Below are 24857 nucleotides of genomic sequence, written 5' to 3'. Positions count from 1 at the left end.
CTGATGCAAATAATTCAATGGTCAGTTATCGCGGAGTTTCGCACACTAGCGCTACCCGATACAGCCGCGCAAACCCTCGTTTCAGCGGCCCCACCCGAATAGACCGGAGACACCGAAGATGAAGATCAAGCATGTCCGCGCACGCGTTTTCGAATGGAAAGGCAAGGTCGTGCCGCCGCAATCGCACTTCTGCACGAACGCCGTCGATGTTCTCTACGAACGCGGCGACGCAATGGGCTCGTTCCGCTTTCACGGCTGGCTCGTGGTGGAGATCGAATGCGACGACGGCACCGTCGGCATCGGCAATTGCGCGCTCGCGCCGCGCGTCGCGAAGCAGATCGTCGATGAATATCTCGCGCCCATCGCTATCGGCGAAGATCCGTTCGATCACGAATACATCTGGCAGAAGATGTATCGGCGCACGCTCGCATGGGGCCGCAAGGGCATCGGCATGGCGGCGATCTCCGCCGTGGATATCGCGCTGTGGGACATCATGGGCAAGGCCGTGAAAAAGCCCGTCTTCAAGCTGCTCGGCGGCCGCACGAAAGAGAAGATCTGGTGCTATGCGTCGAAGCTCTATAACAACGACGACCGCGACGCATTCCTCGCGGAAGCGCAAGGCTATCTCGATCAGGGCTTCACCGCGATGAAGATGCGCTTCGGCTATGGCCCGAAAGACGGCCCGAAAGGTATGGCCAAGAATCTGGAACAGGTGCGCCTGTTGCGCGAACTCGCGGGCGACGATGTCGACATCATGCTCGAATGCTATATGGGCTGGACGCTGGAATACGCGCGCCGCATGCTGCCGCGTCTTGCCGAGTTCAATCCGCGCTGGCTCGAAGAGCCCGTGATCGGCGACGACGTCGAAGGTTATCAGGAGCTTAAAAAGATGAACATCGTGCCGATATCCGGCGGCGAGCACGAGTTCACGAGCTATGGCTTCAAGGATCTGCTGGAACGTCGCGCCGTCGATGTCATTCAATACGACACGAACCGCGTGGGCGGCATCACCGCCGCGCGCAAGATCAACGCAATGGCCGAAGCGTGGTCCGTTCCCGTGATTCCGCACGCGGGCCAGATGCACAACTATCACCTGACGATGGCGAGCACCGCGAGCCCGATGTCCGAGTTCTTCCCCGTGTTCGACGTCGAAGTGGGCAACGAACTCTTCTACTACATCTTCGACGGCGAGCCGCAGCCGGAGAACGGCTATCTGCAACTCTCCGATGAAACGCCGGGCCTCGGCATCACGCTGTCCGACAAGCATCTGAGCGACTTCAACATCATCGAATGACGCAATGATGCAGGGCCAATGCAGCCCGACACTATCCGGAGACAGACATGGAGAGCAGGATCGAATCACACGCGGCGCGCGACGCCGCCTCGTCCGAACACGCGACGAGCGTACGCTGGCGCATCTTCGGCGTGGTATTTCTCATCACGCTGATCAACCTCGTGGACCGCATCTCGCTTTCCATCGCGATGCCCACCATCGCGAAAGAGTTCGCGCTCTCGCCCGCGATGCAGGGGCTCGTGCTGTCGAGCTTCTTCTGGTCGTATGCGCTCCTGCAGATTCCGGGCGGCTGGCTCATCGACAAACTGGGACCGCGCAAGGTCGTTGCAGGCGCAACCGTCTTGTGGGGAATCTTTCAGACGTTGATGGGCGCAGCCACCGGCGGCCTGTCGATGCTGTTTCTGCGCGTCGGTCTCGGCGGCGCGGAAGCCCCGCTCTTCCCCGCGGGCAGCAAGCTCAACGCGCTCTGGCTGTCGCGCACCGAACGCGCACGCGGCGCGGTGCTGATGGATGCGGGTTCGCCGCTCGGCGCGGCGATCGGCGGCCTCGCGATCTCGAATCTGATCCTCATGTTCGGCTCGTGGCGCACGGCGTTCGTCGTCGCGGGACTCGCGACGATCGCGTGCGGCTGGCTCGCATGGCGCTATCTGCGCGACGATCCCGCGAAACATCCGGGCGTGAACGGCGCGGAACTCGCGCATATCCGCGACGGCGCGCCAGCCGTGTCCAGCGCGGCGCGCGCAAGCCAGGACGATGCGCCGCTGCCGCTGCGCTCGACAATCGCGATGTGCGTCGGCCGCATGAGTTGGGCGATGATCTTCTTCGGCCTGCTCACGTGGGGCCCGAGCTATCTGACGCAGGCGCGCGGTTTGAGCCTGTCGCAGATCGGCGCGGCGACCTTCTTCATCTTCCTCGCAGGCGCACTCGGCTCGCTGTCGGGCGGCTTTCTGTGCGATGCGCTGTGCGCGATGAATTTCTCGCGCGGCAAGGTCGTGAAGAGCATGATCGCCGTGTCGGGGCTCGTCACGCTCGCCGTGTTCGCCTCGCTGCCGACCATCACGTCGCCTGTCGTCGCGGTCGCGGTGCTGTGCGGCGCATCGTTCCTGCTGATGTGGGGCAGCCTCTACTGGAGCCTGCCTTCGTTGCTCGCAAGCCCCGGACGCGTCGGCCTGCTCGGTGCGTGCATGAACTGCGCGGGCAGCGTCGGCGGGATTTCGATTCCGCTCATCACGGGCTTCATTCTTCAGCGCACCGGTTCCTTCGACGCGGTGCTGCATTTTTACGGCGCGTGCGCGCTGGTGTATATCTTCGGTTCGATCGCCATCGATCTGCGCCGCACCCGCTAACATCCGATAACGAGACCCTACACACATGAAACCTCTCATCGCAGTGCTTCTCGGCGACCCCGCCGGCATCGGTCCCGAACTGATCGCGCGTCTCGTCGCGAAACCGGAGAATCGCGCGCGCGCCGATCTCGTCATCATCGGCGACAAGCGCGAGCTGGATCACGGCATGGAGATCGCGCAGCAACGTTTCGATTATCAATTGGTCGATAGCGTCGATGCCGCCGCGCGCGATACCGACGTGCCCTCGCTCATCGACTTCCGCCTGCCCGACGACGCCCCCTACGAGCGCGCCGTATCGACCGAACGCGGCGGCCGCTACAGCCTCGAAGCCTTCAAACAGGCGCTCGCGATGACGCGCGCGAACCGCACGCAGGCGATGCTCTTCGCGCCCGTCAACAAGACCTCGCTGCACATGGCCGGCATGGAGACGAACGACGAAATGGAATGGTTCGCGCGCCAGCTCGATTTCAGCGGCGCATTCTGCGAGTTCAACGTGCTCGACGAGTTGTGGACCTCGCGCGTGACCTCGCATATCGCGTTGAAGGACGTGAGCGCGAAGCTCACGCAGGAGCGCATCGTCGGCGCGGTGCAATTGATTCACGATGGCCTCAAGCGCGCCGGCATCGAAGAGCCGCGCATCGCGGTCTGCGGCTTCAATCCGCATAACGGCGATAACGGCGCGTTCGGCCGCGAGGAAATCGACGTGATCGCGCCCGCCGTCGAACACGCGCGCGCGCAAGGTTACGACGCGCAAGGCCCCTTCCCCGCCGACACCATCTTCGTGCGCGCACGCGATCAGAAAGTCTTCGACGGCGTCGTCACGATGTACCACGACCAAGGTCAGATCGCGATGAAGCTGATGGGATTCTGGCGCGGCGTCACCGTGCACGGCGGCCTGCCCGTGCCGATCGCGACGCCCGCGCACGGCACCGCCTTCGATATCCACGGCCAGGGCCGTGCCGATGTCGGCGCGACGCAAAAAGCGTTCGACATCATCGTGCGCATGGCGCAAGACCGCCTGAGCTGAACGCCATGATGCAAGAGCGCATCGAAGCCTTGCGTGAGCGCTTCCTGGAAAGCGGCGACGACGCGGACCTGCCCATCGTCGACGCACATCATCACTTCTGGGACGTGGCGCGCAACTATCATCCGTGGCTGCGCGATCTGCCGCGCATTCCGTTTCGCTATGGCGATTACGCCGCGATCTGCCGGAACTTCCTGCCCGACGATTACTTCGCGCAGGCGGGCAATCATCGCATCGTGAAGACGGTGATGATGGAAGGCGAATGGGACCCGCGCGACGTGCTCGGCGAAGCGCGCTGGGCGACGGCGCTGCACGAACGTACCGGCTTGCCGAACGCGATGGCCGCGCAAATCTGGCTCGATCGCGACGATGCCGCCGATGTGATCGGCGCCTATCGCGAGGTGCCGCTGGTGCGCAGCGTGCGTCACAAGCCGAAGATCGTTCCGCGCGCCGAGCATCGCGCGGATTTCGCTGCGCCCGGCTCGATGCGTTGCGCGCGCTGGCGATGCGGTTATGCATTGCTCGCGCAAAGCGGCCTGATGTTCGAATTGCAGGCGCCGTGGTGGCATTTCAGCGAAGCGGCGGAACTGGCGCGCGATTTTCCGCAGATGAAAATCATCGTGAACCATACGGGGCTGCCCGCGGATCGCAGCGACGAAGCGCTCGCCGCGTGGCGCGCCGCGCTCGATGCGCTCGCGCAGTGGCCGAACGTATGGCTCAAGATATCGGGCATCGGCGAAGCTGGCGTAAGCTGGAGCGTCGGGCGCAACGGACGCATCGTGCGCGATGCGATCGAAAGCTTCGGCGTCGGCCGCTGCATGTTCGCGAGTAACTTTCCGGTCGACAGTCTCGTCGTCACGCTCGATGATCTTTTCGCGGGCTTCAAGACCATCGTCGCGGATCGCACGCGGGAAGAACGCCTCGCGCTATTCTTCGACAATGCGAGCGCGCTGTATCGCATCTAGACCAATCACAGGAGACACACTTCAATGGCTGCACCTGCTTATCGCGGCGTATTTCCCGTCGCCCCGACCATCTTCGACGATCAGGGCCGTCTCGATCTCGAAGGCCAGAAGCGCGCGATCGATTTCATGATCGACGCCGGTTCGCACGGCGTCTGCATACTCGCGAATTTCTCCGAGCAGTTCGCGCTCTCCGATGCCGAGCGCGATACCGTTCAGCGCACCGTGCTCGAACATGTCGCGGGCCGCGTGCCCGTGATCGTCACGACGACGCATTTCAGCTCGCGCGTTTGTGCCGAGCGCAGCCGCGCCGCGCAGGACGCGGGCGCGGCGATGGTCATGATCATGCCGCCGTATCACGGCGCGACGATCCGCGTCGGCGAGCGCGGCATTCACGAGTTCTATCGCGACGTGTCGAATGCGATCGACATTCCGATCATGATTCAGGACGCGCCCGTGGCGGGCACGCCGCTTTCCGCATCGTTCCTTGCGAAGCTCGCACGCGATGTCGAGCACGTGTCGTACTTCAAGATCGAAACGGCGCAGGCCGCATCGAAGCTGCGCGAACTGATCGAGCTCGGCGGCGATGCGATCGTCGGTCCGTGGGACGGAGAAGAGGCAATCACGCTGATCCCCGACTTCGACGCGGGCGCGACCGGCGCGATGACGGGCGGCGGCTATCCGGACGGCATCCGCAAGATCGTCGACGCCTACTTCGCGGGCGACGCCGACAAAGCCGCCGATCTGTATCAGCAATGGCTTCCGCTCATCAACTACGAGAACCGGCAATGCGGGCTCGCCGCGTGCAAGACCTTGATGAAGGAAGGCGGCGTGATTCGCTCCGATGCGGTGCGTCATCCGCTCGCGCCGATGTCGCCCGCCGTGCGCGAAGGGTTGCTCAAGGTCGCGCGCAAGCTCGATCCGCTCGTGCTGCGCTGGGGGCATTGACTAGCGCCGGCGCTTCCTTTTCGTATCGGCCATCATCGCGGGAACGCCGACATGTTCCCGCAAATACTCCACGGCTCGCGCGCAACGCGCGGGCAGCGGCCATTCCGCGCGACGAATGAGCCACAGCGTATCGACGACAGGCGCACCGCATTCCACGACGCCTATCGCTTCCGGCTTGCCGAACGCGATGCGCGCATAACGCGGTATCACCGTGAAGCCGAGCCCGCGCGCGACGAACTCCAGGATAAGGCTGATCTGATTGCAGAAGCCTTGCCTTCGCAGACTGCCGACGCCCGGATTGCCCGGAAAGCGCCGGCTCAGCAAGCGGCTCGCCATCATATGCCCGTCCGGATAATCGATGAAGCCGAGCCTTTCCAGATCGCTCCATTCATGCACATCCGCATTCGCGGGCACGACGAGTTCGAGCGGCTCTTCGATGAACTTGCTCGCGGCAAGGCGAGGATCGTCGGGCTTCAACGTGACGATGCCCAGATCGTAGCGGCTCTGCAATACAGCTTCGAGCACTTCCGAATCCGGCCCGAAACGATGACGCATCTTCCATTCGGGACGCTGCTGCTGCAAATCCAGCAATAGCGGAAACAAAACGAGCCCGATGCTGCCCGGCGTGATGAGGCCGATCTCGCCGGCTTCGTCTTCGCTATCCGACAGACGCGACGCGAGACGCTTGCCCGCCAGTTCCATCTCTTCGCAATAGTCGATCAACGCCCTGCCCGCCGGCGTCAGTTCGATGCCGCGCGGACGGCGTATCACGAGCAGGCCGAGCGCGTCTTCGAGATGACGAAGGTGCTGGCTCACGGCCGCCTGCGTCAAATCGAGCCGCTCGGCGGCGCGCGTGAAGTTGCCGAGATCGACGAGCGCAAGAAAGGTGCGCAGCCATTGCGGATTGAGTATCACAAAATTTTATCGAATCGATAATCCCCAGATAGTTTTCATTATGACACTGAGCGGTTAAATTGCAGGCCTCAACTCAATTCGAGAAAACCCGTATGTCAGCACTTTTCACTCCGTTCAAACTGAAAGACGTCACGTTGCGCAACCGCATCGCCATTCCGCCGATGTGCCAGTACAGCGCCATCGACGGCTTCGTCAACGACTGGCACGTCAGTCATTACGCGAGCCTCGCGCGCGGCGGCGCGGGCCTCGTGATCGTCGAAGCGACGGGCGTGTCGCCGGAAGGCCGCATCACGCCCGGCTGCACGGGCCTCTGGGACGATGCGCACATCGAAGGCATGAAGAAGATCGCCACGGCGATCAAGGCGGCGGGCGCGGTGCCCGGCATCCAGATCGCGCACGCGGGCCGCAAAGCGAGCGCGAACCGTCCGTGGGAAGGCGACGATCACATTTCCCCCGACGACGCACGCGGCTGGGACACGCTCGCGCCTTCGGCCGTCGCGTTCGGCGCGGGGTTGCCGAAGATGCCCAAGGCCATGACGCTCGAAGACATCGAGCGCGTGAAGGCGGACTTCGCGGCGGCTACGCGCCGTGCGCGCGAAGCGGGCTTCGAATGGCTGGAACTGCACTTCGCCCACGGCTATCTTGCGCAGAGCTTCTTCTCGGTGGATGCGAACCAGCGCGACGATCAATACGGCGGCGATCTCGCGGGACGCAGCCGTTTCATCGTCGAAACGTTCGATGCGGTGCGTGAAGTGTGGCCGGAGAATTTGCCGCTGACGGCGCGCTTCGGTGTCATCGAATACGATGGCCGCGATGAAGTCACGCTGAACGAATCCATCGAACTGACGAAGACGCTGCGTCGCAAGGGACTCGATCTGATGAGCGTGAGCGTCGGCTTCTCGACGCCCGATGTGCGCATTCCGTGGGGACCGGCGTTCCTCGGCCCGATCGCGGAGCGTGTGCGCCGGGAAGCGGAGATTCCGGTTGCATCGGCATGGGGATTCGATTCGCCGCCCAACGCGGAACGCGCCGTCGAGTCGGGTCAGCTCGATCTCGTGATGGTCGGCCGCGCGCATCTTTCGAATCCGCACTGGCCGTATCACGCCGCGAAGCAGTTGAAGGTGGAGAAGCCGTCGTGGGCGTTGCCCGCGCCGTATGCGCACTGGCTCGAACGTTACGCCGTGGCCGAGTGATGGCTCGATGTGACTAGCAAGGCTCCATGCCGTGGCGCACCTTCGCGCCCTCGGCATCGGGCGAAGCGAGAAACGCAAGGAACGCGCGCGCGAGTTGCGGCGCGTTCGCGTTCGCACAGATCGCGCCCTCGAACACCGTCAGCGTCTGAATCTGCGGCGGCAACATGCCGAGCACATCGATGCCTTCGACGCCGATCATCTCGCTCATCTGCTGGAAGCCCAGTTCCACTTCGCCACGCGCGATGAGCGTGCCCACCGCGACGCCCGGCGGCGCCTGCACGATGCGCGCTGCGATGCGTTCCGCGATGCCCCAGCGCTCGAACAGACGCGTCAGATAAACACCGCTCGGTCCCGTCGAATAACCGATGCTGCGTGCCGCGAGCACGGCCTCGCGCACGGCGGCTTCATCGTCGATGGCGGGACGCGGTGCGCCCTTCGCCACCGCGATCGCCACGCCCGAGCGCGCGATGCGCACGCGGCTCGTTGCATCGATGCGCGCCGACGCCGCGAGCCGGTCGATCGCGTCCGAAGCGAGCACGACGATATCGAACGTCTCGCCTTCTTCGATCCGCTTCAGCGCCGCGACACCGCCTACCGATTCGATCACCACACGCTCGCCCGACTTCGCTTCGAAAGCGGACGCGAGATCGTTGAGCACCTGGCGCGTGGCCATCGAAGAAATGCCGTTCATGCTCATGCGCATCAGTCGATATAGCGCAAACCCGCTTTTTCCAGCGGCTCGCGCATCTTGTACATGTCGAGGCCGAGCACGCCGCTTGCGAGCTTCGCGCGCTTCTCTTCTTCGAACGCTTCGCGCGCCACGGCCTTGTCGAGCACCTGTTGCGCCGATGCGGACGGCACGACGACGACGCCATCGTCATCCGCGACGATCACATCGCCGGGCGTGACCCATGCGCCCGCGCACACGACGGGAATGTTCACCGAACCGAGCGTCGCCTTCACCGTGCCTTTCGCCGAAATCGCGCGGCTCCAGACCGGGAAATTCATCTCCGTCAATATGCGCACATCGCGCACGCCGCCATCGATGATGAGCGCCCGCGCGCCGCGCGCCTTGAAGCTCGTCGCGAGAAGATCACCGAAGAAGCCATCGGTGTTGTCGGTCGTGCATGCGGCCACGACGATATCGCCCGGACGGATCTGCTCGGCGGCGACGTGCATCATCCAGTTGTCGCCCGGTTGCAGCAGCACGGTCACGGCCGTGCCGCACGCCTGCGCGCCCGTGTAGATCGGCCGCATATACGTCTTCATCAGGCCGACACGGCCCATCGCTTCGTGCACGGTCGCCGAGCCGAGCGCGCCGAGCTTGTCGGCCGCATCCGCGTTCGCGCGATCGATGTTGCGATACACCACTCCCAGTTCGTACATATCAACGTCCCTTTGCTTTGAGCGCCGCATCGAGGCGCGGATACACGCGGCGCGCGTTGCCTTCGTAAATCTTGTAGCGCGCTTCGGGCTCGATCTGCGCGGCCTCGACATAGCGCTTCGTGTCGTCGAAATAATGCCCGGTTTCAGGATCGACGCCACGCACCGCGCCGATCATCTCGCTCGCGAACAGAATGTTGTCGACGGGAATCACGCGCGTCAGCAAGTCGATGCCCGGCTGGTGATAGACGCAGGTATCGAAGAACACGTTGTTGAGCAAATGATCCTTCAGCAAGGGCTTTTTCAGCTCCTGCGCGAGACCGCGAAAGCGTCCCCAGTGATAGGGCACCGCGCCGCCGCCGTGCGGAATCACGAACTTGAGCGTCGGAAAATCGCGGAACAGATCGGACGTGAGGCACTGCATGAAGGCGGTCGTGTCCGCGTTGAGATAGTGCGCGCCCGTCGTATGGAAGCACGCATTGCAGCTCGTGCTTACGTGGATCATCGCGGGGAGGTCGTACTCGACCATCTTCTCGTAGATCGGATACCAGTAGCGGTCCGAGAGCGGCGGGCTCGTCCAGTGCCCGCCTGAAGGGTCCGGATTCAGGTTGATCGCGACATTGCCGTATTGCTCGACGCATTTCACGAGCTCGGGAATGCACGTCGAGACATCGACGCCCGGACTCTGCGGCAGCATCGCCGCGGGAATGAAGCTGTCGGGAAAGAGCTCGCTCACGCGATAACACAGCTCGTTGCAGATCGCGGCCCACGTGCTCGACACTTCGAAGTCGCCGATGTGATGCGCCATGAAGCTCGCGCGCGGACTGAACACGGTGAGATCGAGGCCGCGCTCGCGCATCAGTCGAAGCTGGTTCGCTTCGATCGACTCGCGCAGTTCATCGTCGCCGATATGCAGCTCCGATGCGCTCGGCATCTCTGAAGGACTCTTGATGGCGGCGATCTGCCGGTTGCGCCACGCTTCCAGCGCCTTCGGCGCGGTCGTGTAGTGGCCGTGAATGTCGATGATCATCCTTTACTCCAGGTACTAATGTGCTGCGGTCGTTTGTGCGTGCGCTTCGTCGGCACGCGTGCGTTGCGCGACGAGAATCGAGATCGCGGCGAGCGTTGCGGGCACGGCGAGCATCGCGAGGATCGCGCCGAACTCCCAGCCGAGACCGAGCAGCGCGCCGCCGAACGCGGAACCGAAAATGCTGCCAAAGCGGCCCATGCCGAGCATCCAGCTCACGCCGGTTGCACGCGCAACCGTCGGGTAGCGGCTCGGCGCGAACGCGTTGAGGCCCGTTTGCGCGCCGCTCATGCAGAAGCCCGCTGCGAACACGAGCACGGCAAGCGACGACGACAACGCGCCGATCCACGCCAGCCCGAGCACGCACACCGCGCCGCCGAGATACGCCGCGCTGATGACGGGCGCCGGGCGCACCTTGTCCATGATCCAGCCGACGATGATCGCGCCGATCGTGCCGCCGATCTGGAACATCGCCGTGATGTTCGCCGCCGACGACACCGTGAGACCCGCGTCCTTCATCAGCGTCGGCAGCCAGCCGGTGAGCAGATAAATCACGAGCAGGCCCATGAAATACGTGATCCACAGCGCCGCCGTCATCAGGCCGTAGCCCTGCGAGAACAATACGCCGATGGGCTTTTTCGTGGGCAGCGGCGGCTCGTTCGATACGAACGTTTCATTGCCGTCGAAGCGTGCGCCGCACACGCGGCCGAGCACCTTGCCGATACGCGCCGAGGTCGCGCCGCGCACCGCGAGCAGACGCGCCGATTCGGGCAGCAGCCAGATTTGCAGCGGAATCAGCAGGAGCGGCAGCGCGCCGCCGCAGATCAGCACGGAGCGCCAGCCGTGCACCGGAATCAAACCGCCCGCGAGGAAGCCGATCAGCGCCGAGCCGAGATTGAAGCCCGTGAACATGATCGTGATGAGCAGCGCGCGCTTGCGTTGCGGCGCGTACTCGGAGAGGAGCGTCGTCGTGTTGGGCATCGCGGCGCCGAGGCCGATGCCGGTCAGCACGCGCAGCAGTGCCATGCTCGAAGGCGAATTCGTGAACGCGGTGGCGATCGTGAACACGCCGAAGAGAAACACCGAGGTGATCAGCACCCACTTGCGTCCGATGCGATCCGATGCCGGTCCCGCCGCGAGCGCGCCGATCACGAGACCGATCGGCGCGGCGCTCATCACGAGGCCGAACGCGGGCCGCGAGATATGCCAGTCCGCGATGATCGAAGGCGCGATGAAGCCCATGATCGCGACGTCCATGCCGTCGGCCGTCACGATCAGAAAGCACAGCGCCACCAGCAACCACTGGTAGGCGGAAATCGGGCGTTCGTCGATGAAGCCCTTGATGTCGATGGTTTTACCGATAGCCATGTTTGTCTCCTGTCTCCTCTTTTATTCAGTTCTTCGCCTTGTCCCAGTCGAGCTTGCCCGCGCCCTTGCCCGCGACCGAGTACAGCGCGCCGGGCGCGTTGCGTGTCTTCTGAAATTCTTCGAGCGTTTCACCGCGCATCGCGGCGTAGATATGCAGGTTCGACACGCCCGTCACCGCGCCGAGCTTCTCCAGCATGAAGAAGATCACGCCGTAATGAAGCAGGCCGCGCCAGTCGCGGCGTCGAATGAGATCGCGCTCCTGTTCGGAGAGACCGGCCGACTCGAAGCTCGCTTCCTCGTTCTCCTTGAACGCCTCGCGATGCGCGGGCTCGACCATGCGATGCAGATACTCGTTGATGCGATACGCGCGCACCGCCGTTTCGATCGAGAACGGATAGGTGCCTTCGAGCTTCTCGACATCGGTGAGCTGCACGGCCATCTTCTGACGATGACGCTCGACGATCGCCGGTTTGGTCTCGCTGTCCTCGCCTTCGTAGATCGCGGTCGCGATGCCCGCCATCGACGGCAGGTAATAGCTGCGATGCTTGCACACGACATTCGACGACAACGCGCCGCGCATCGTGAGCCACATGATCACTTCCGCGCCTTCGTAGCCGCCGAGCGCCGCATATTCGGCGATGGTCATGTCCGCGAGCTGTTCGGGATCGCGTTCGAAGAGATCGAGGAAACGCGCGTCCCATTCCGTGTTGTTGAAGCCCGCGCGTTCGCCATGCACCTGATGCGAGAGACCGCCCGTGGCGAGAATCGCAACCTTGATGTCCTCCGGATAGCTTTCGATCGCGCGGCGCAGCGCCTGACCCAGCTTGTAGAAGCGGCGCGCGCTCGGCACGGGCAATTGCAGCACGCCCATTTGCAGCGGCACGAGCTTGACCGGCCATTCGGGCTTGTGCGGGCAGAGCATCGAGAGCGGCGAGAAGCAGCCGTGATCGAGCGCCTTGTTCTGGAAGAACGACATGTCGAATTCGTCGGACATCAGCGACGTGCCGATGTGCGCGGCGAACGCCGGATGACCCTTGATCGGCGGCAGATCGCGCGCGCCACCGCCTTCGTCCGCCACGCGCCATTCCGGGCCTACGCCGAGCGAGAACGCGGAATAGTGATCGAAGAAGAAAGACGTGACGTGGTCGTTGTAGATCGTGACGATGACATCGGGCTGTTTCTCCGCGAGCCAGTTCGCGAGCGGCGCGAAATTTTCGAAGATCGGCGCCCAGACGGGATCGTCGCGCTTGTTCTTGTCGAACGCGAAACCGATAGTCGGTGTGTGCGAGGCGGCAATGCCTCCGATGATCCGTGCCATGTGCGCTACTCCTTCTGAATGCGTGGCCGAGCGGGCTTGCTTTAGTGAAACTGAAGCCCGAAGGGTAGCGAGGAAGGCGACGGCGCTGGTACTACGCGTTAACCAGTAATTTACTTATGTGCATGGGGTTTCGGCGTGCGGGAAGCCCGCCGGGACGGGCGCGGCGAGGTGTGCGCCGGGCTCGCGCCATCGATATGCCGATAAGCAAAACTGATGGCGCGTGAAGCAGGACGCAAGAATGGCCGTTTTGCCGGCCTGCGCGGTCAGGCCAGCTTGCCGCGAACGAACTGCAGCGAGCGGCGAGCGCGCTCGTCCATCTGCTCATCCGTCGCACCATTCGACATGTCGCGCCAGACACCGACGGCCCGGCTTACGGAGCCGCCCTTGCGCATGAAGGGTTCCATCACGATGGTCCCGTCGTAGTCGATTTCCTTCAGTGCGCCGAAGATTTCGTCCCACGGGAGACGGCCTTCTCCGGGCGGCAGGCGGTTCGCTTCGCCGAGATGGAAGTGTCCGAGCTTGCCTTTGCACGCGAGGATCGCATCGCGGAAGGAATGCTCCTCGATGTTCATGTGGAAGGTGTCGAGCTGCACCTTGCAAGCCGGGCTGTCCACTGCGTCGACGAAGGCAAGTGCTTCCTTGGCGTCGTTGCATAGCCATTGCTCGAAGCGGTTCACCACTTCGAGCGCATAGATGATGCCGTAATCTTCGGCGACCTCGATGACGCGTCGGACGCTGTCGATCGCATGGTCGACGTAAGGCCGCTTGTCCTTCATGCCGGGCGGCGGCGACTGCGGCCACGCGCAGAACGTGAGGCCGGCGAAGACCGGTGCACCGAGCATGTGGCAATCGTCGAGCAGGCGCTTTACATATTCGGTGCCGGCGTCGCGCACGCTCTGTTCCGGCGAGGCGAAGTCGTACTCGGGCTTCAGCCCGATGCAGCACATCACCGTGAGGCCCAGATCGTCGGCAACCGCTTTCAGCTCGCGCTTCTTCGCATCCGGAAGGTTGTGGAATTCTCCGAGCGAGATTTCCATCATGTCGAAACCGAGCCCGGCGATGCGCTTTGCCGTCGCGGGAAAATCGACCATCCACTCGGTCGACCAGTAGGTGTAGAACATGCCAACCTTGTTCACGGCGAAACTCCTCTATGAGAGCGTCTCGAAGTCAGCTCAGGAAACGAATCCGGTCGGCTTGACCTCCGGATGCGCGGGATCGGCGTGTTCGAGCGCGGCCAGGGACATGATCCGTTCCTCCGACGCTTCATCGAAGCCGACTTCGCCCACCAGTTGCCCCGCGCGCATGACCAGAATGCGGTCCGAGATGGTGAGAATCTCGGGCAGGTCGCTCGAAATCACGAGAATCGCCAGTCCTTCGTGAGCGAGCTCCCGCATCAGCGCATAGATTTCCGCTTTCGTTGTGACGTCGACGCCTCGCGTCGGCTCATCCACGATGAGCACGCGCGGTCTGGACGCCAGCCATTTCGCCAGCACGACCTTTTGCTGGTTGCCGCCGCTCAGGAGCCGCACCAGTTGCTCGACCGTCGGCGTCTTGATCTTGAATCGTCCGACGTAGGTGTCGATCAGCCGCGCCTCCTGCATGGGCCGCACGACCGGTCCTTTCGACAGGCGGCCGAGTCCGAGCGCAGCGAGCGAAAGATTGCTCCCGACCGACATGCCCAGAACCAGTCCCTGATCCTTGCGGTCTTCGGGGGCGAGCGCAATGCCGAGCCGCATCGCATCGCGGGGCCGGGAAATCTTGACTGGCTTGCCCGCGATGGAGACGGTCCCGTGTTTCGGCGGAGGCGCGCCGAAGATCCCCATCGCCACTTCCGAGCGACCCGCGCCGATCAGACCCGCGAGGCCGACGATTTCGCCCTGTCGAAGCGAGAACGAGACGTCGCGATAACGATGGTCATCGCCCAGGCCTTCCACCGAAAGCACCACAGGCTTGCCCGCGTGCTCCGGTCGAACGCGCTTCACCTCCGCAAGGTCGCGGCCGACCATGAGGCGGACCACCTCGTCCGGCGAGGTATCGGCAAGCCGCGCGGTGCGCACGTGCTTGCCGTCGCGCAAGACGGTTACGGCGTCGCAGTTGTCGAACACCTCGCGCATCCGATGGGAGATGTACAAGATGGTCACGCCCCGGTCCCGCAACTCGTGAACGACCTTGAAGAGCGTGAGCGAATCGGCTTCGGACAAGCTCGATGTCGGCTCGTCCAGGATCAGCAGGCGCGGCTCGTGAATCAACGCCTTGCAGATTTCGATGAGCTGTTGCTGGGCGATGGTCAGATCGCCCAGACGCGTGTCGGGGTCGAGCGAGATGCCCAGACGCAGCATGGCCGCCTTCGCCTTTTCCAGCAGCGTGCCGCGGTCGACCAGCACGCGTGCCATGCGCGGTTCCGTGCCGAGGAATATGTTCTCGGCGATGGTCATGTTCGGAGCCAGCATGAGCTCCTGGAACACGATGGAAATGCCCTTCTTCGCCGCGTCGCGCGTGCCGGTGAACTCGACTTCCTGTCCGTCGAATATGAGCCTGCCGGAAGTCGGCGAATGGGCCCCGGCGATGACCTGCATCAACGTCGACTTGCCTGCGCCGTTCTCGCCCATGATCGCGTGCACGGTCGCCGTCTCGACGCTGAAGGAGACCTCTTGCAGCGCCTTGACACCCGGATAGGTCTTGGTGATCTGCTCAACGCTCAATAGAACGGTCATGGCGGGACTCTTCGCAAGGAAAGCATGGGACCGTGGGCATCCCGGTCCCGGGCGGATGGATTACTTGCCGCCGACGAACTTGTCCACGTTGGACGAATTCACGATGTCGACACCGGTATCCGTGATCGGCGGAATCTTGCCGCCCTTGGACAGTTCATTGAGCTGTTTCACCGACTCGATGCCCATCGCGAGCGGTCGCTGGCCGATCAGCGTGGTCGCGTAGCCTTCCTTCAACAGCTTGACCTGCGACGGCAACGTGTCGAACGAGACGATCACGAACTTGCCGGACTTGATGTCGGCTGCCTTGTTCTTGACCGCGCGGATGTAGGCCTCAGGCGCGAACATCGGCCAGCCGCCTGCGAAGAAGATGCCGTCGAGATTCGGATTCTTGGCGAGAATGTCCTGAATCAGTTGCACCGCCGTGCTGGAGTCGTCGTTGCACGCAAAGGGCGAACCCGACACTTCCTTGAAGCTGCCGCCGAGCTTGGACTTGAAGCCCTTGATCCGCTCGTTCAGATTCGCCGCCGACAAGCCGCCCGTCAGAATCGCGTACGTGCCGCCCTTCGGAAGCGCTTTCGCGAACGCTTCCCCGGCGGCCTCGCCGCCAGCCTCGTTGTTCGTGCCGATGAACGCGGCCCGCTTGGACTTCGGCGCATCGGAGTCGAACGTGACGATCGGGATATTCTTCGCGACAGCCGCACTGATGACGTTACCGATGGAGTCGGCGTTATTCGGCGCAATCGCGATACCGGCGACCTTCTTGGTGATCAGATCCCTCACGATGCGGCCTTGCTCGGCGTCATCGAGTTGCGCCGGGCCCGTGAACAGGCACTCGGCGCCGAGTTTCGCCGCCTCTTCCTTGCAGCCTTTCTCCGCATCGGCGTAGAACGCGACACCGAGCGCCTTCGGCACGACGGCGAAAACCTTCTTGTCGGCTGCCTGCGATTGCGAGATGCCGAGCCCGAACAGGACGGCGGCTGCTACTGCGCTGATCATGGTGCGTGTCATGTCTTCTCCAAGGGTTGTTATGGTTACAGCGCTCATCGACGTCGCCAGACGCCTTTTCTGAGTTGGTCGATAAAGACGGCAAGCACGATGACGGAACCAACGAACACCCCTTGCCAATAAGCGTCCGTTCCGAGCAAGACGAGACCATTGCGCAGCACTTCGAGGATGACCGTGCCGACAAACACGCCGATCACGGTGCCTTCGCCGCCGGACAGGGCCGTGCCGCCGATGACCGCCGCTGCGATGACACTCAGCTCCTTGCCGAGGCCCTGGTTCGAAATCGCGGACGAAAGGTAGCTCACTTCGATGATGCCCGCGACACCCGCCAGAACAGAGGACATGATGTAGACGCTCATCTTGAGCCGGTCCACGTTCAGGCCGGTGAGCATCGCCGCGCGTTCGTTGCCGCCGACCGCATACAACTGGCGGCCGTAGACCGTTCTCTTGAGCACGATCGCGGAGATGATCGCCAGCACCACGAAGATGATGAAGGGAACCGGCAGGTCGAGGAAGTCGCCGCCGCCGAGCGAGAAGAACGCGTCGCCGTCGGGCCGGAAACCGTCGATTGCCTTGCCGCGTGTGATGATGAGCGCGAGCGCACGCGCGATGCTCATGGTGGCGAGCGTCGGCACGAACGGCAACATGCGCAGCTTCGTCACGCAGAAGCCATTGAAGAAGCCGACGGCGGCGCAGATGAGAAGCGTGAGCGCACACGCCGGAACGACACCCATGCCCGACTGCATCATCGCGGCGGACGCCACCGCCGCAAGGCCCCACACGCTGCCGACCGAAAGGTCGATGCCGCCGGTGATCATCACCGCAGCCTGACCGAGCACCACGATGCCGATGAACGACAGATTGCGCGCGTCGTTGAGCAGATTGCCCTTGCTGGCGAAGTCCGGCGCAAAAATCGATAGCAGCACCATCATGATGGCCAGCGCACCCACGATGCCGGTCTCGCGCGAGTGCATTATTTGAGACGCGAAACCCTTGCGAGGCTTAGGCTGCTCATTGTTGACCGGGGTCACCTTGCTCATATGTCGCCTCCAGTACGCCTCGGCGCTCGTCATGGAATGGCGAGCCGCTTTTACCGTGAAAAATTCTAGTTTCGAGTCGAAAGCCCAACAAAGCGGGTTTTCCCTGCACAGGTAAGAAAGACGCTCTACTTTCTACAGGCGGCCGCATACATGCCGATGACTTCCCGGACCTTACCGAAGATCAGGCTCATCGGCGAACCGTCGATCAGACCGCGCCGGCGTGGCCAGTACTGGTTCGGGAGGTATCGGCTGATGAGGTTTTCGCTTATGTCGACGCGTTCCAGATTGGACACCAGCTTTCGCGTTGCGGCGCCGACCGCAGGATCGGCCCAGTAGTAGCGAATCCGGTCGCTGTAGCTGAACGTGCGCAAGAGGCGCTTTTCCTGTTCGCTGCCGTGGTAGTACTTCTCCCAATTCGTGGGTTTCTCCAGCATCACGCGCTCGACCACGGCTCGCAGATCGGAGCGCGCATCCGCTGCGACCAGTTCGTCTTCGATGTCCGCGAGCGCACAGAGCGCTTCCCGCAACGCGAAGGTCGCGCCCGGACCGACTTTCAGAATGGCGAAGCCATCGCGAACCAGCGCCGAAAGCGCTTCGGGCTTCTGATAGTCCGTGGAATGGGCTTCGAAGACCATGTCAGGCAGGTCTTCGAGGATATGCGACAGTTCGCGAGCGGACGACGCGTCGTAGTCCACGACCTTCGTATGGTCGAAGTCCACGCCCGGCTGAACGACCAGACCCACGACGCGCTGCCACGACGCGTCCAGGCCACATGCGTGCCATGCCGCACGATGTACCGCGACGGTATCGAGCGCCGCACGCGGACTCGTCGCCTCGACCGCAGAGAGCGCTTCGGATGCGCCCCCGGGCACGGGGACTTCCGTACCCACGATGTAGACCGGGCGTTCGCGCAGTCCCGCGCGTCCGGCTGCCTTCTCCGCGACCGCGCACAATCGGGCCGCACGCCGGGCAACGACTTCGTCCGAAAGACGCGGCGGGTCATCGGCGCAACGCATGCTCGTGTCGAGGTGAAGCTTTCGAAATCCTGCCGCGGCGTAGGCTTCGATCGGGGCGTCCGCGTGGTCCATCGCTTCATCGGCCGGACGATTGCTCCAGGCATTCGGGCCGAGATGGTCGCCGCCGAGAAGCAAGCTTGCCCGAGGAAAACCGACGCTGTCGGCGATGCCGTGCACGAATCGCACGAAGTCGGCCGGCTGCATACCGGTGTAGCCGCCATACTGGTTCACCTGATTCGAGGTCGACTCGAGCAGCAACGGCGTGCCGTCATCGAGCGCCTGCCTCATGCTCGCCTCGATCACCCACGGATGAGCCGAGCAGACCGAGTAGATTCCCCTCAGCCGGGACGCGAATCGTGCGTCGCCCGTGAGTCGCGTGACGATTTCAGTCATGGCTCGCCTCGGATCTCTCCTGGATGAACTTGTCCAGTTCCGCGAGGGTTGCGGTGCCTTCCATGGGTCCGCGATACGTCACGGCGCGCGCGCCCGCGGCGCTGGCGTACGTCAACGCGCGTTCGACAGCGAATCCCTGTGCGCGACAGGCGATATACGTACCGCCGAAGCAATCCCCGGCGCCCGTCGGATCGACTTCGGTCACCGGCAACGCCCGCACGTGCCGCTCGTCTTTTCCGTCGTAATAGCTGCAACCATCCTTGCCGCGTTTCACCACGACCTCGCGCACGCCTCTGCCCAGCAGTTCATCGATCGCCGCCTTCTCGGTGCTCGCGCTCGCGAGCAACATCACTTCGTGGCCGCTCGGCAGGAACACATCGGTGTAGTCGAGGATGAAGTCGAGCGCCTCGCGCATTTCCGGAATGCGCAACATCTCCTTGCGGATGTTCGGGTCGAAGCTGACCGTGCCACCGTTGGCCTTCACCGTTTCGATGACGCTCTTCATCGCCTCGATGATGCGGAACGAGAAGAGCGAGGAGCCCATCACATGGAAATGCCTGCAATCCTTCAGCAAGTGTTCGCGAATCTCGCTGACAGAGAGATGTCCCGACGCGCTGTTGACGATGTTGTAGATGAAGTCTCTGTCGCCGTCCTTGCGATAGGTGACGAACGCGCTGCCGGTCGTCGCGGCCTTGATGACGGATATGCCGGAGACATCGACGCCGTCCTCGCGCAGGCGTTCGACATTGAGCGCGCCGAAATCGTCATCGCCGACACATCCGATGATCGCGCACGGACTACCGCATTTCGCGACCTGATCGATAAAAATTGCCGGAGCGCCGCTCGCGAACGGTCCGATCAGCGTTCCCGCCCGCCGAAACGACTGCCCGATTTCCGTGGCGAGAATCTCGACGAGAATCTCGCCCATCGTGAGGATGCAGCCGGGACGGGCGTCCGGCTTCGCTTCAGATTTCGCCATGTCGGTTTTCATTAGGATAACGATGCACGAGGCGCCGGACAGCGCGCGCACTTCGGGTTTTCTACTTCGCGATACGTCCCGTCAGGAAGCGCGAAACTCCAGAATTCCAGTGTCGCGCCTTTGTAGCTGAAGACCTTTGCGCATGACCGTCTCCATCGTCGGCGGATCGATTCCATCGTCGATGAGAAGCGTGTCGATCTCTTGCGCGCTTGCAAACACTTCGCCGCTGCGTTCGTCGAGCGCCGGCTGAAACGCAACAACGATCGTGCGCCTGGCAGCCCGGCGCGCAGCCTGCGCCACACGCGCCAGGGCCAGATTCGCCGTCAGCAGGTTGCCGTCACGATCGACACCGGATGCTTGCAGGACGCACAGATCGATCGCGCGTCGCCCGACGGAAGCTTCGGCGTCAGGGCCGGTCATCACGGTCGATCCGTGTTCCAGTTGCCCGCCAGTCAAAAGCACCTCGCAGTGCAGAAACCGCTGAACCGTCTGGGCAACCGTAACGTCCTGCACCAGCAACGAAAGGTTTGCACGGTCGGCGAGGAATGGAATCATCTTATGAACGATCTCGCCCGCGCCCAACATGACCGCTTCGCTATCCGCCACCCGCTCTGCCGCGAATCGGGCAAGAAGCGTTTCGGAGGCCTTGCGTGCAGCGGCGTCGGACGCTGGCACGAGTATGTCGTCTCCGGCCTTCTGCGCGAGATAGCGGGCTTTGCCAAACGAGCGCAAAAGATAGCGCTGCTGCTCCAGGTAAGTCAGATCACTGCGGATGGTGACGCTCGAAACTTCGAAAGCCTGACTGAGCTCATCGACGGAAACCTCGCCTCGCTTGCGAACGAGTTCGACGATTTGAAGGCGTCGCTTCAATGAACTCTTGTTGGTGAGCATCGGGCCGCTTTCATCCGCTCTTTCGTCACGGAAGAGTCTAGTTTCGAAACGAAAGAAGTTCAAAGCGAATCTCGTCATGGTTTTCCCGTGAGAGATTGCTGGATGAGCGAGGGAACTGGAGCGCGTCGCGCTGTGAGAGGATGCACGCATCGTCGACTCTTGCAGAGCGTATCCGATGCTTTCAGAAATTTATCGCGGCTATATCGCCTGTCTGAACGCGCAAGACTGGTTAAATCTCGGCACGTTCGTTCATGACGCGCTGCACTACAACGGCCGCGCGCTGACGCTCGACGATTATCGAGAGATGCTGATAAAGGACTTTCGCGAGATACCCGATCTCTTTTTCGACATTCAAATGCTGATCGAGGAACCGCCGCGCATCGCGTGCCGGTTGCGGTTCGAGTGCGCGCCCAAAGGGGTTTTCATGGGACTGCGCGTCGACGGAAAACGCGTCGTCTTCTGCGAGAACGTGTTCTATGAGTTCCGCGAAGGAAAAATCGACAACGTCTGGTCCGTCATCGACAAAGCCGCGATCAAGGCGCAGCTTTAGGCGGCTTCCGTGAAGAACGTATCGACGATATCGTCCCGCAAGCGCGCGACCTCGCGATGTCCCACCTTGCGCGGCCTCGGCAAACTGACGTCGATCACTTCGCCGATCCGCCCAGGCCGCGCCTGCATCACCACGATCCGGTCCGAAAGCAGCACGGCCTCTTCCACATCGTGTGTGACGAGCACCATCGTGATCCGCTCGCGCTCCCATATGCGCTGCAATTCGACTTGCAAACGACTGCGCGTAAGCGCATCGAGCGCGCCGAACGGCTCGTCGAGCAGCAGCAATCGCGGCCGATTGACGAGCCCGCGCGCGATCGCCACGCGCTGCGCCATCCCGCCCGACAACTGATGCGGATAGTGCCGCTCGTATCCCGTAAGCCCGACAAGCTCGATATGCTCCGCCACCGCCCGCGCCTTTGCCGCTTTCGAGAGCGGCGCATTGCGTAACGCGACGGCCACGTTCTGCTCGACATCGAGCCACGGAAACAGCCGATGATCCTGAAACACGATGCCGCGCGACAGATCGGTCGTCACGATACGCTTGCCGTCGAACTCGATCTCGCCTTCGTGATTGCCATCGAGTCCCGCCACGAGCCGCAACAACGTCGACTTGCCGCATCCGCTCGCCCCGACGATGCTGACGAACTCGCCACTCGTAATCGACAAGTCGATTCGATCCAGTACCGGAGGCGCCGCATCGTCGTTGAAGCGCTTGCTCACATGCCGCAGCGTCAGACCGCTGTCTTGCTCGATTACAGTCGTCATTCCTGGATTCTCCTCAAGCCGCGCGCGACGTATCGAACCAGCGCCGCTGCACGCCGCGCGCGAGGGCATTCAGCGCCCACCCCGTCAAACCGACCACGATCACGCCGAACACGACGAGATCCATGCGAAACTGCTCGCTGCCATCCACGAGCGTATTGCCTATTCCGCTGCCCGCGACGAGCAGATACTCCGCCCCGAGCGTCGCGAGCCACGAATAGATGAGCGCGAGATACACGCCCGTGAAGATCGACGGCAACGCCGCAGGCAACACCACATACGCCAGCGTCTGCAACTTGCCATAGCGAAAGGCGCGCGCCACATCGAGCAAGTCGGCGGACACGGCGCGAATGCCATCGTTCGTGTGCATCACGACGGGCACGAGCGCCGCGAGCGACAGGAACACGACCTTCGCGACATCGCCCAGACCGAACCAGACGGAAATCAGCGGAATCCACGCGAACAGCGACACTTGCTTGAACGTGTTGAAGCTCGGCGCGATGGCGCGATTCGCCAGCTTCGAGATGCCGAGCAACGCGCCGAGCGCGAGGCCGAGGCTCGTGCCGATCGCAAATCCCGTCAGTTCGCGCGCCAGCGATGCGGACAGCGCGCGCACGAGCGCGCCGCTTCGAACTTCCTCCACGGCGGTGGCCCAGACCTGCGCGGGCGATACCATCACGCCGTGCCCGACTTGCGCGCCGCGCGACACGAACCACCACACGCCGAGCGCGGCGATCGGCAGCACGAGGCCGCGCCACGATCCTTTGACCGATCCTGCTTCCCAATCCAGAGTCGACATCTGTTGATCCTCAAACGGAACGGCCGCGCTGAAGCTTGCGCTCGAAAACATTGAGCAGACGATCGGCCACATAACCGATTGCACCGACGATCAGCACCGCAGCCAGCACGAGATCGAGTTGAAAGAGTTGCCGTCCATACACGATCAGATACCCCAGCCCTTCCGACGACGCGACGAGTTCGACGACGACCAGCGTCAACCACGCCTTCGTGAACGCGAGCCGCACGCCGGTGCCGATGACGGGAATCGCCGAAGGCAAAGTCACACGCGTGATCACCTGCCAGCGCGAATAGCGATACACCGCCGCGACTTCCTGCAATGCGCGCGGCGTGCCGCGAAAGCCCTGCAACGTCGAAAGCGTCACGGGAACGAGCGCCGCATGTCCGATCAGCAGATACTTCAGCGGCTCACCGATGCCGACGACGATCATCAGAAACGGCAGCCAGCCAAGCACGGGCACTTGCACGATCGCGTTGAAGCTCGGCAGCACGTAGGCCTCCAGCGTGCGCGACAGGCCCAGCAAACCGCCCAGCAAGATACCGAGCGCCACGCTGCCGCCGAAGCCCACGGCAGCACGCGTCATGCTCGCGGAGACATGCATCCACAACTCACCGCTTTTCAGGAGCGCGCCGAGCGTTTCGAACACGAGCGCGGGCGGCGGCAGCACCTGCGCGGAAATCCAGCCGTATCGCGAACCGAGCATCCACAGCAAGGCCAGAGCGATGGGCACGATCCACGGCAACGCGGTCCAGCCGATCGTGCGCAACGTATCGCGAGACAGCGTCCCGCGCGCGCGATACGCGGGCAGAAATACACGCGTCAGGGCATTGGCCATCTATCGATTCTCCGCGAGATGTTCGCCGACGGCCTTGCCCGATGCATCGAAACGCGGCCAGTACGCTTCGAGCTTCAGCGACTTCAAAGCCTGATCGAGATACTTCGGCTCGAACCATCCGTTCACGCTGACGGGCTGGCGGATCAGGTTCAGGCGCAAAGCGTCATCGGCGACGGCCTGATAGCGCGCGACGAGAAACGGATCGATGAGCGGCGAATTGCGATCCTTCAACGGCTGATTCGCATACTCCGAGGCCCACGATTCGGTCGGAACGCCGCTCTTCGACCACAGCGTGAAGAGCGCGTTGCGGTTCGCTTCATCGGACGACCAGTACGCCGCCTGAACGACCGCGGTCACGACCTTCTGCACGGTATCGGGATGCGCGCTTTCGAAGTCGTCGAGCACGAGCAGATGCGCCTGTCGCGTGAGTTGCAAGCCGTCGTCGCGCGATGCATAGACGATCTTCGCGAGCCCCTGACGTTGCAGCTTGAAGAGCGAGTAGTCGAGGAACACAGCATCGACGCCCTTAGATGCAAGTGCGGCCTGTGCGGCGGCGGTATCGAGATTGATCACGCGCAGATCGCGTTCGGTGAGGCCGTTCTGCTTGAGCACGTTATCGGCGACGAGTTGCAGATTCGTCCCGCGAAAGATGCCCACGCGCTTGCCCTTGAGGTCCTTCACGCTCTTGATATCGGAGTCGGGCGGCACGGCGACATAGACGCCCGCGCGCACGTTCGACGCCACCAGCAAATGCGTCTTCAGACCGTTCGCGCGGCCGATCACGGCGGGCAGATCGCCCTGATACGCGAAATCGATCTGCTTGTTGGCGAGCGCTTCGTTCACGGCCGGTCCCGCGCCTTTGAAGAAGATCCATTCGACCTTGACCTGCGCGGGCCGCAATGCATCCTCGACACGATGCTGCAACTGCGCGGTCGCGGCCGGCGAGCCGCCGAAGGTCGGCGGATCGCCGCTGCCCTGCTGCGCGACGCCGATGCGCACCACGGCCGGATCGGCGGCATGCGCTGGGCCGATGAGCGCGGCGAACAACGTCGCGGCGCCGACGAGGAACTTGAATCGTAGTGTCATCGTGCAA

24 protein-coding genes are annotated in these 24857 nt (G+C 63.0%); 7 read left to right on the top strand and 17 right to left on the bottom strand.

What is annotated here, in order from left to right:
* Window positions 1-118: 118 nt before the first annotated feature.
* From PQR08_RS02115 to PQR08_RS02095, 5 genes are read left to right on the top strand one after another with little or no spacing between them, the layout of a single operon-like run.
* A complete protein-coding gene (locus PQR08_RS02115) occupies window positions 119-1294 on the top strand; it encodes an L-rhamnonate dehydratase (protein WP_035501207.1) in 1176 nt (391 codons plus the stop codon).
* A gap of 47 nt (window positions 1295-1341) precedes the next feature.
* Window positions 1342-2640, top strand: a complete 1299-nt coding sequence (locus PQR08_RS02110) for an MFS transporter (protein WP_250485609.1) — start codon at window positions 1342-1344, stop codon at window positions 2638-2640.
* A 25-nt stretch (window positions 2641-2665) separates the two neighbouring features.
* On the top strand, window positions 2666-3667 hold the full coding sequence (locus PQR08_RS02105; protein ID WP_250485610.1) for a 4-hydroxythreonine-4-phosphate dehydrogenase PdxA: 1002 nt from the start codon (window positions 2666-2668) through the stop codon (window positions 3665-3667).
* Window positions 3668-3672: 5 nt separating this feature from the next.
* Window positions 3673-4629, top strand: coding sequence for an amidohydrolase family protein (locus PQR08_RS02100; RefSeq protein ID WP_250485612.1), 957 nt, complete (start codon window positions 3673-3675; stop codon window positions 4627-4629).
* A 24-nt stretch (window positions 4630-4653) separates the two neighbouring features.
* Window positions 4654-5574 carry a dihydrodipicolinate synthase family protein gene (locus tag PQR08_RS02095; RefSeq protein ID WP_250485613.1) on the top strand — a complete coding sequence of 307 codons (921 nt, stop codon included), beginning with the start codon at window positions 4654-4656 and terminating at the stop codon, window positions 5572-5574.
* Here PQR08_RS02095 and PQR08_RS02090 read toward each other — a convergent pair whose 3' ends face one another.
* Window positions 5575-6486: a LysR family transcriptional regulator gene (locus PQR08_RS02090; RefSeq protein ID WP_250485717.1), complete on the bottom strand. Its 912-nt coding sequence runs from the start codon at window positions 6484-6486 to the stop codon at window positions 5575-5577.
* A 95-nt stretch (window positions 6487-6581) separates the two neighbouring features.
* Here PQR08_RS02090 and PQR08_RS02085 point away from each other — a divergent pair, with 95 nt between their 5' ends.
* Complete coding sequence (locus PQR08_RS02085; RefSeq protein ID WP_238210972.1) at window positions 6582-7682, top strand: NADH:flavin oxidoreductase/NADH oxidase; 1101 nt, start codon at window positions 6582-6584, stop codon at window positions 7680-7682.
* Between the two features lie 13 nt (window positions 7683-7695).
* On the opposite strand, the gene PQR08_RS02080 is transcribed toward PQR08_RS02085, so the two are convergent.
* The 12 genes from PQR08_RS02080 to PQR08_RS02025 form a co-directional block, all read right to left on the bottom strand.
* Window positions 7696-8379, bottom strand: a complete 684-nt coding sequence (locus tag PQR08_RS02080; RefSeq protein ID WP_250485614.1) for a substrate-binding domain-containing protein — start codon at window positions 8377-8379, stop codon at window positions 7696-7698.
* A 5-nt stretch (window positions 8380-8384) separates the two neighbouring features.
* Window positions 8385-9068: a 4-carboxy-4-hydroxy-2-oxoadipate aldolase/oxaloacetate decarboxylase gene (gene ligK, locus PQR08_RS02075; protein WP_250485615.1), complete on the bottom strand. Its 684-nt coding sequence runs from the start codon at window positions 9066-9068 to the stop codon at window positions 8385-8387.
* 1 nt (window position 9069) lies between these two features.
* Entirely contained in the window at window positions 9070-10095 is a 1026-nt protein-coding gene (locus tag PQR08_RS02070) for an amidohydrolase family protein (RefSeq protein WP_250485616.1), read from the bottom strand.
* 15 nt (window positions 10096-10110) lie between these two features.
* The gene (locus tag PQR08_RS02065; protein WP_238210966.1) at window positions 10111-11460 is read right to left on the bottom strand and encodes an MFS transporter; all 1350 of its coding nucleotides are present in this window, start codon (window positions 11458-11460) and stop codon (window positions 10111-10113) included.
* A gap of 25 nt (window positions 11461-11485) precedes the next feature.
* Window positions 11486-12778, bottom strand: a complete 1293-nt coding sequence (locus PQR08_RS02060) for a gallate dioxygenase (RefSeq protein WP_250485617.1) — start codon at window positions 12776-12778, stop codon at window positions 11486-11488.
* 263 nt (window positions 12779-13041) lie between these two features.
* Complete coding sequence (locus PQR08_RS02055; RefSeq protein ID WP_250485618.1) at window positions 13042-13914, bottom strand: D-psicose 3-epimerase; 873 nt, start codon at window positions 13912-13914, stop codon at window positions 13042-13044.
* 36 nt (window positions 13915-13950) lie between these two features.
* The gene (locus PQR08_RS02050) at window positions 13951-15492 is read right to left on the bottom strand and encodes a sugar ABC transporter ATP-binding protein (protein ID WP_250485619.1); all 1542 of its coding nucleotides are present in this window, start codon (window positions 15490-15492) and stop codon (window positions 13951-13953) included.
* Window positions 15493-15552: 60 nt separating this feature from the next.
* The gene (locus tag PQR08_RS02045; protein WP_250485620.1) at window positions 15553-16500 is read right to left on the bottom strand and encodes a sugar-binding protein; all 948 of its coding nucleotides are present in this window, start codon (window positions 16498-16500) and stop codon (window positions 15553-15555) included.
* A 32-nt stretch (window positions 16501-16532) separates the two neighbouring features.
* Window positions 16533-17537 (bottom strand): ABC transporter permease, encoded by a 1005-nt coding sequence (locus tag PQR08_RS02040; protein ID WP_250485621.1) that lies wholly within the window; start codon window positions 17535-17537, stop codon window positions 16533-16535.
* A gap of 125 nt (window positions 17538-17662) precedes the next feature.
* Complete coding sequence (locus PQR08_RS02035; protein ID WP_408161027.1) at window positions 17663-18946, bottom strand: D-tagatose-bisphosphate aldolase, class II, non-catalytic subunit; 1284 nt, start codon at window positions 18944-18946, stop codon at window positions 17663-17665.
* Window positions 18939-19925: a tagatose kinase gene (locus PQR08_RS02030; RefSeq protein ID WP_238288632.1), complete on the bottom strand. Its 987-nt coding sequence runs from the start codon at window positions 19923-19925 to the stop codon at window positions 18939-18941. The genes PQR08_RS02035 and PQR08_RS02030 overlap by 8 nt, the downstream gene beginning before the upstream one ends.
* Before the next feature lie 81 nt (window positions 19926-20006).
* Window positions 20007-20894, bottom strand: a complete 888-nt coding sequence (locus tag PQR08_RS02025) for a DeoR/GlpR family DNA-binding transcription regulator (protein ID WP_408161026.1) — start codon at window positions 20892-20894, stop codon at window positions 20007-20009.
* A gap of 97 nt (window positions 20895-20991) precedes the next feature.
* On the opposite strand from PQR08_RS02025, the gene PQR08_RS02020 reads away from it, so the two are divergent.
* The gene (locus PQR08_RS02020) at window positions 20992-21366 is read left to right on the top strand and encodes an ester cyclase (protein WP_408161025.1); all 375 of its coding nucleotides are present in this window, start codon (window positions 20992-20994) and stop codon (window positions 21364-21366) included.
* Here the strand turns inward: PQR08_RS02020 and PQR08_RS02015 are convergent.
* From PQR08_RS02015 to PQR08_RS02000, 4 genes are read right to left on the bottom strand one after another with little or no spacing between them, the layout of a single operon-like run.
* Window positions 21363-22133 carry an ABC transporter ATP-binding protein gene (locus tag PQR08_RS02015; protein WP_250485623.1) on the bottom strand — a complete coding sequence of 257 codons (771 nt, stop codon included), beginning with the start codon at window positions 22131-22133 and terminating at the stop codon, window positions 21363-21365. The two genes, PQR08_RS02020 and PQR08_RS02015, sit on opposite strands and share 4 nt — an antisense overlap.
* Before the next feature lie 13 nt (window positions 22134-22146).
* Window positions 22147-22929, bottom strand: a complete 783-nt coding sequence (locus tag PQR08_RS02010) for an ABC transporter permease (RefSeq protein WP_250485624.1) — start codon at window positions 22927-22929, stop codon at window positions 22147-22149.
* Between the two features lie 10 nt (window positions 22930-22939).
* Window positions 22940-23764: an ABC transporter permease gene (locus PQR08_RS02005; RefSeq protein WP_250485625.1), complete on the bottom strand. Its 825-nt coding sequence runs from the start codon at window positions 23762-23764 to the stop codon at window positions 22940-22942.
* Window positions 23765-24850, bottom strand: a complete 1086-nt coding sequence (locus PQR08_RS02000; RefSeq protein WP_250485626.1) for an ABC transporter substrate-binding protein — start codon at window positions 24848-24850, stop codon at window positions 23765-23767. It abuts the gene before it with no gap.
* Window positions 24851-24857 lie beyond the last annotated feature (7 nt).

The organism is Caballeronia jiangsuensis, assembly GCF_046030135.1.
Classification (GTDB): Bacteria; Pseudomonadota; Gammaproteobacteria; order Burkholderiales; family Burkholderiaceae; genus Caballeronia; species Caballeronia jiangsuensis.
Note: the sequence above shows the minus strand (reverse complement) of the source record. Positions and strands in the feature narration are given on the sequence as shown.

Bases quoted from the DNA above. Each gene is read 5' to 3' on its own strand.
- PQR08_RS02060 (WP_250485617.1), bottom strand. From the start codon at position 12,778: ATGGCACGGATCATCGGAGGCATTGCCGCCTCGCACACACCGACTATC.
- PQR08_RS02085 (WP_238210972.1), top strand. From the start codon at position 6,582: ATGTCAGCACTTTTCACTCCGTTCAAACTGAAAGACGTCACGTTGCGC.
- PQR08_RS02025 (WP_408161026.1), bottom strand. From the start codon at position 20,894: ATGACGAGATTCGCTTTGAACTTCTTTCGTTTCGAAACTAGACTCTTC.
- PQR08_RS02030 (WP_238288632.1), bottom strand. From the start codon at position 19,925: ATGGCGAAATCTGAAGCGAAGCCGGACGCCCGTCCCGGCTGCATCCTC.
- PQR08_RS02110 (WP_250485609.1), top strand. From the start codon at position 1,342: ATGGAGAGCAGGATCGAATCACACGCGGCGCGCGACGCCGCCTCGTCC.
- PQR08_RS02045 (WP_250485620.1), bottom strand. From the start codon at position 16,500: ATGACACGCACCATGATCAGCGCAGTAGCAGCCGCCGTCCTGTTCGGG.
- PQR08_RS02115 (WP_035501207.1), top strand. From the start codon at position 119: ATGAAGATCAAGCATGTCCGCGCACGCGTTTTCGAATGGAAAGGCAAG.
- PQR08_RS02015 (WP_250485623.1), bottom strand. From the start codon at position 22,133: ATGACGACTGTAATCGAGCAAGACAGCGGTCTGACGCTGCGGCATGTG.
- PQR08_RS02080 (WP_250485614.1), bottom strand. From the start codon at position 8,379: ATGAGCATGAACGGCATTTCTTCGATGGCCACGCGCCAGGTGCTCAAC.
- PQR08_RS02005 (WP_250485625.1), bottom strand. From the start codon at position 23,764: ATGGCCAATGCCCTGACGCGTGTATTTCTGCCCGCGTATCGCGCGCGC.
- PQR08_RS02000 (WP_250485626.1), bottom strand. From the start codon at position 24,850: ATGACACTACGATTCAAGTTCCTCGTCGGCGCCGCGACGTTGTTCGCC.
- PQR08_RS02095 (WP_250485613.1), top strand. From the start codon at position 4,654: ATGGCTGCACCTGCTTATCGCGGCGTATTTCCCGTCGCCCCGACCATC.
- PQR08_RS02040 (WP_250485621.1), bottom strand. From the start codon at position 17,537: ATGAGCAAGGTGACCCCGGTCAACAATGAGCAGCCTAAGCCTCGCAAG.
- PQR08_RS02050 (WP_250485619.1), bottom strand. From the start codon at position 15,492: ATGACCGTTCTATTGAGCGTTGAGCAGATCACCAAGACCTATCCGGGT.
- PQR08_RS02020 (WP_408161025.1), top strand. From the start codon at position 20,992: ATGCTTTCAGAAATTTATCGCGGCTATATCGCCTGTCTGAACGCGCAA.
- PQR08_RS02065 (WP_238210966.1), bottom strand. From the start codon at position 11,460: ATGGCTATCGGTAAAACCATCGACATCAAGGGCTTCATCGACGAACGC.
- PQR08_RS02035 (WP_408161027.1), bottom strand. From the start codon at position 18,946: ATGACTGAAATCGTCACGCGACTCACGGGCGACGCACGATTCGCGTCC.
- PQR08_RS02100 (WP_250485612.1), top strand. From the start codon at position 3,673: ATGATGCAAGAGCGCATCGAAGCCTTGCGTGAGCGCTTCCTGGAAAGC.
- PQR08_RS02010 (WP_250485624.1), bottom strand. From the start codon at position 22,929: ATGTCGACTCTGGATTGGGAAGCAGGATCGGTCAAAGGATCGTGGCGC.
- ligK (WP_250485615.1), bottom strand. From the start codon at position 9,068: ATGTACGAACTGGGAGTGGTGTATCGCAACATCGATCGCGCGAACGCG.
- PQR08_RS02105 (WP_250485610.1), top strand. From the start codon at position 2,666: ATGAAACCTCTCATCGCAGTGCTTCTCGGCGACCCCGCCGGCATCGGT.
- PQR08_RS02070 (WP_250485616.1), bottom strand. From the start codon at position 10,095: ATGATCATCGACATTCACGGCCACTACACGACCGCGCCGAAGGCGCTG.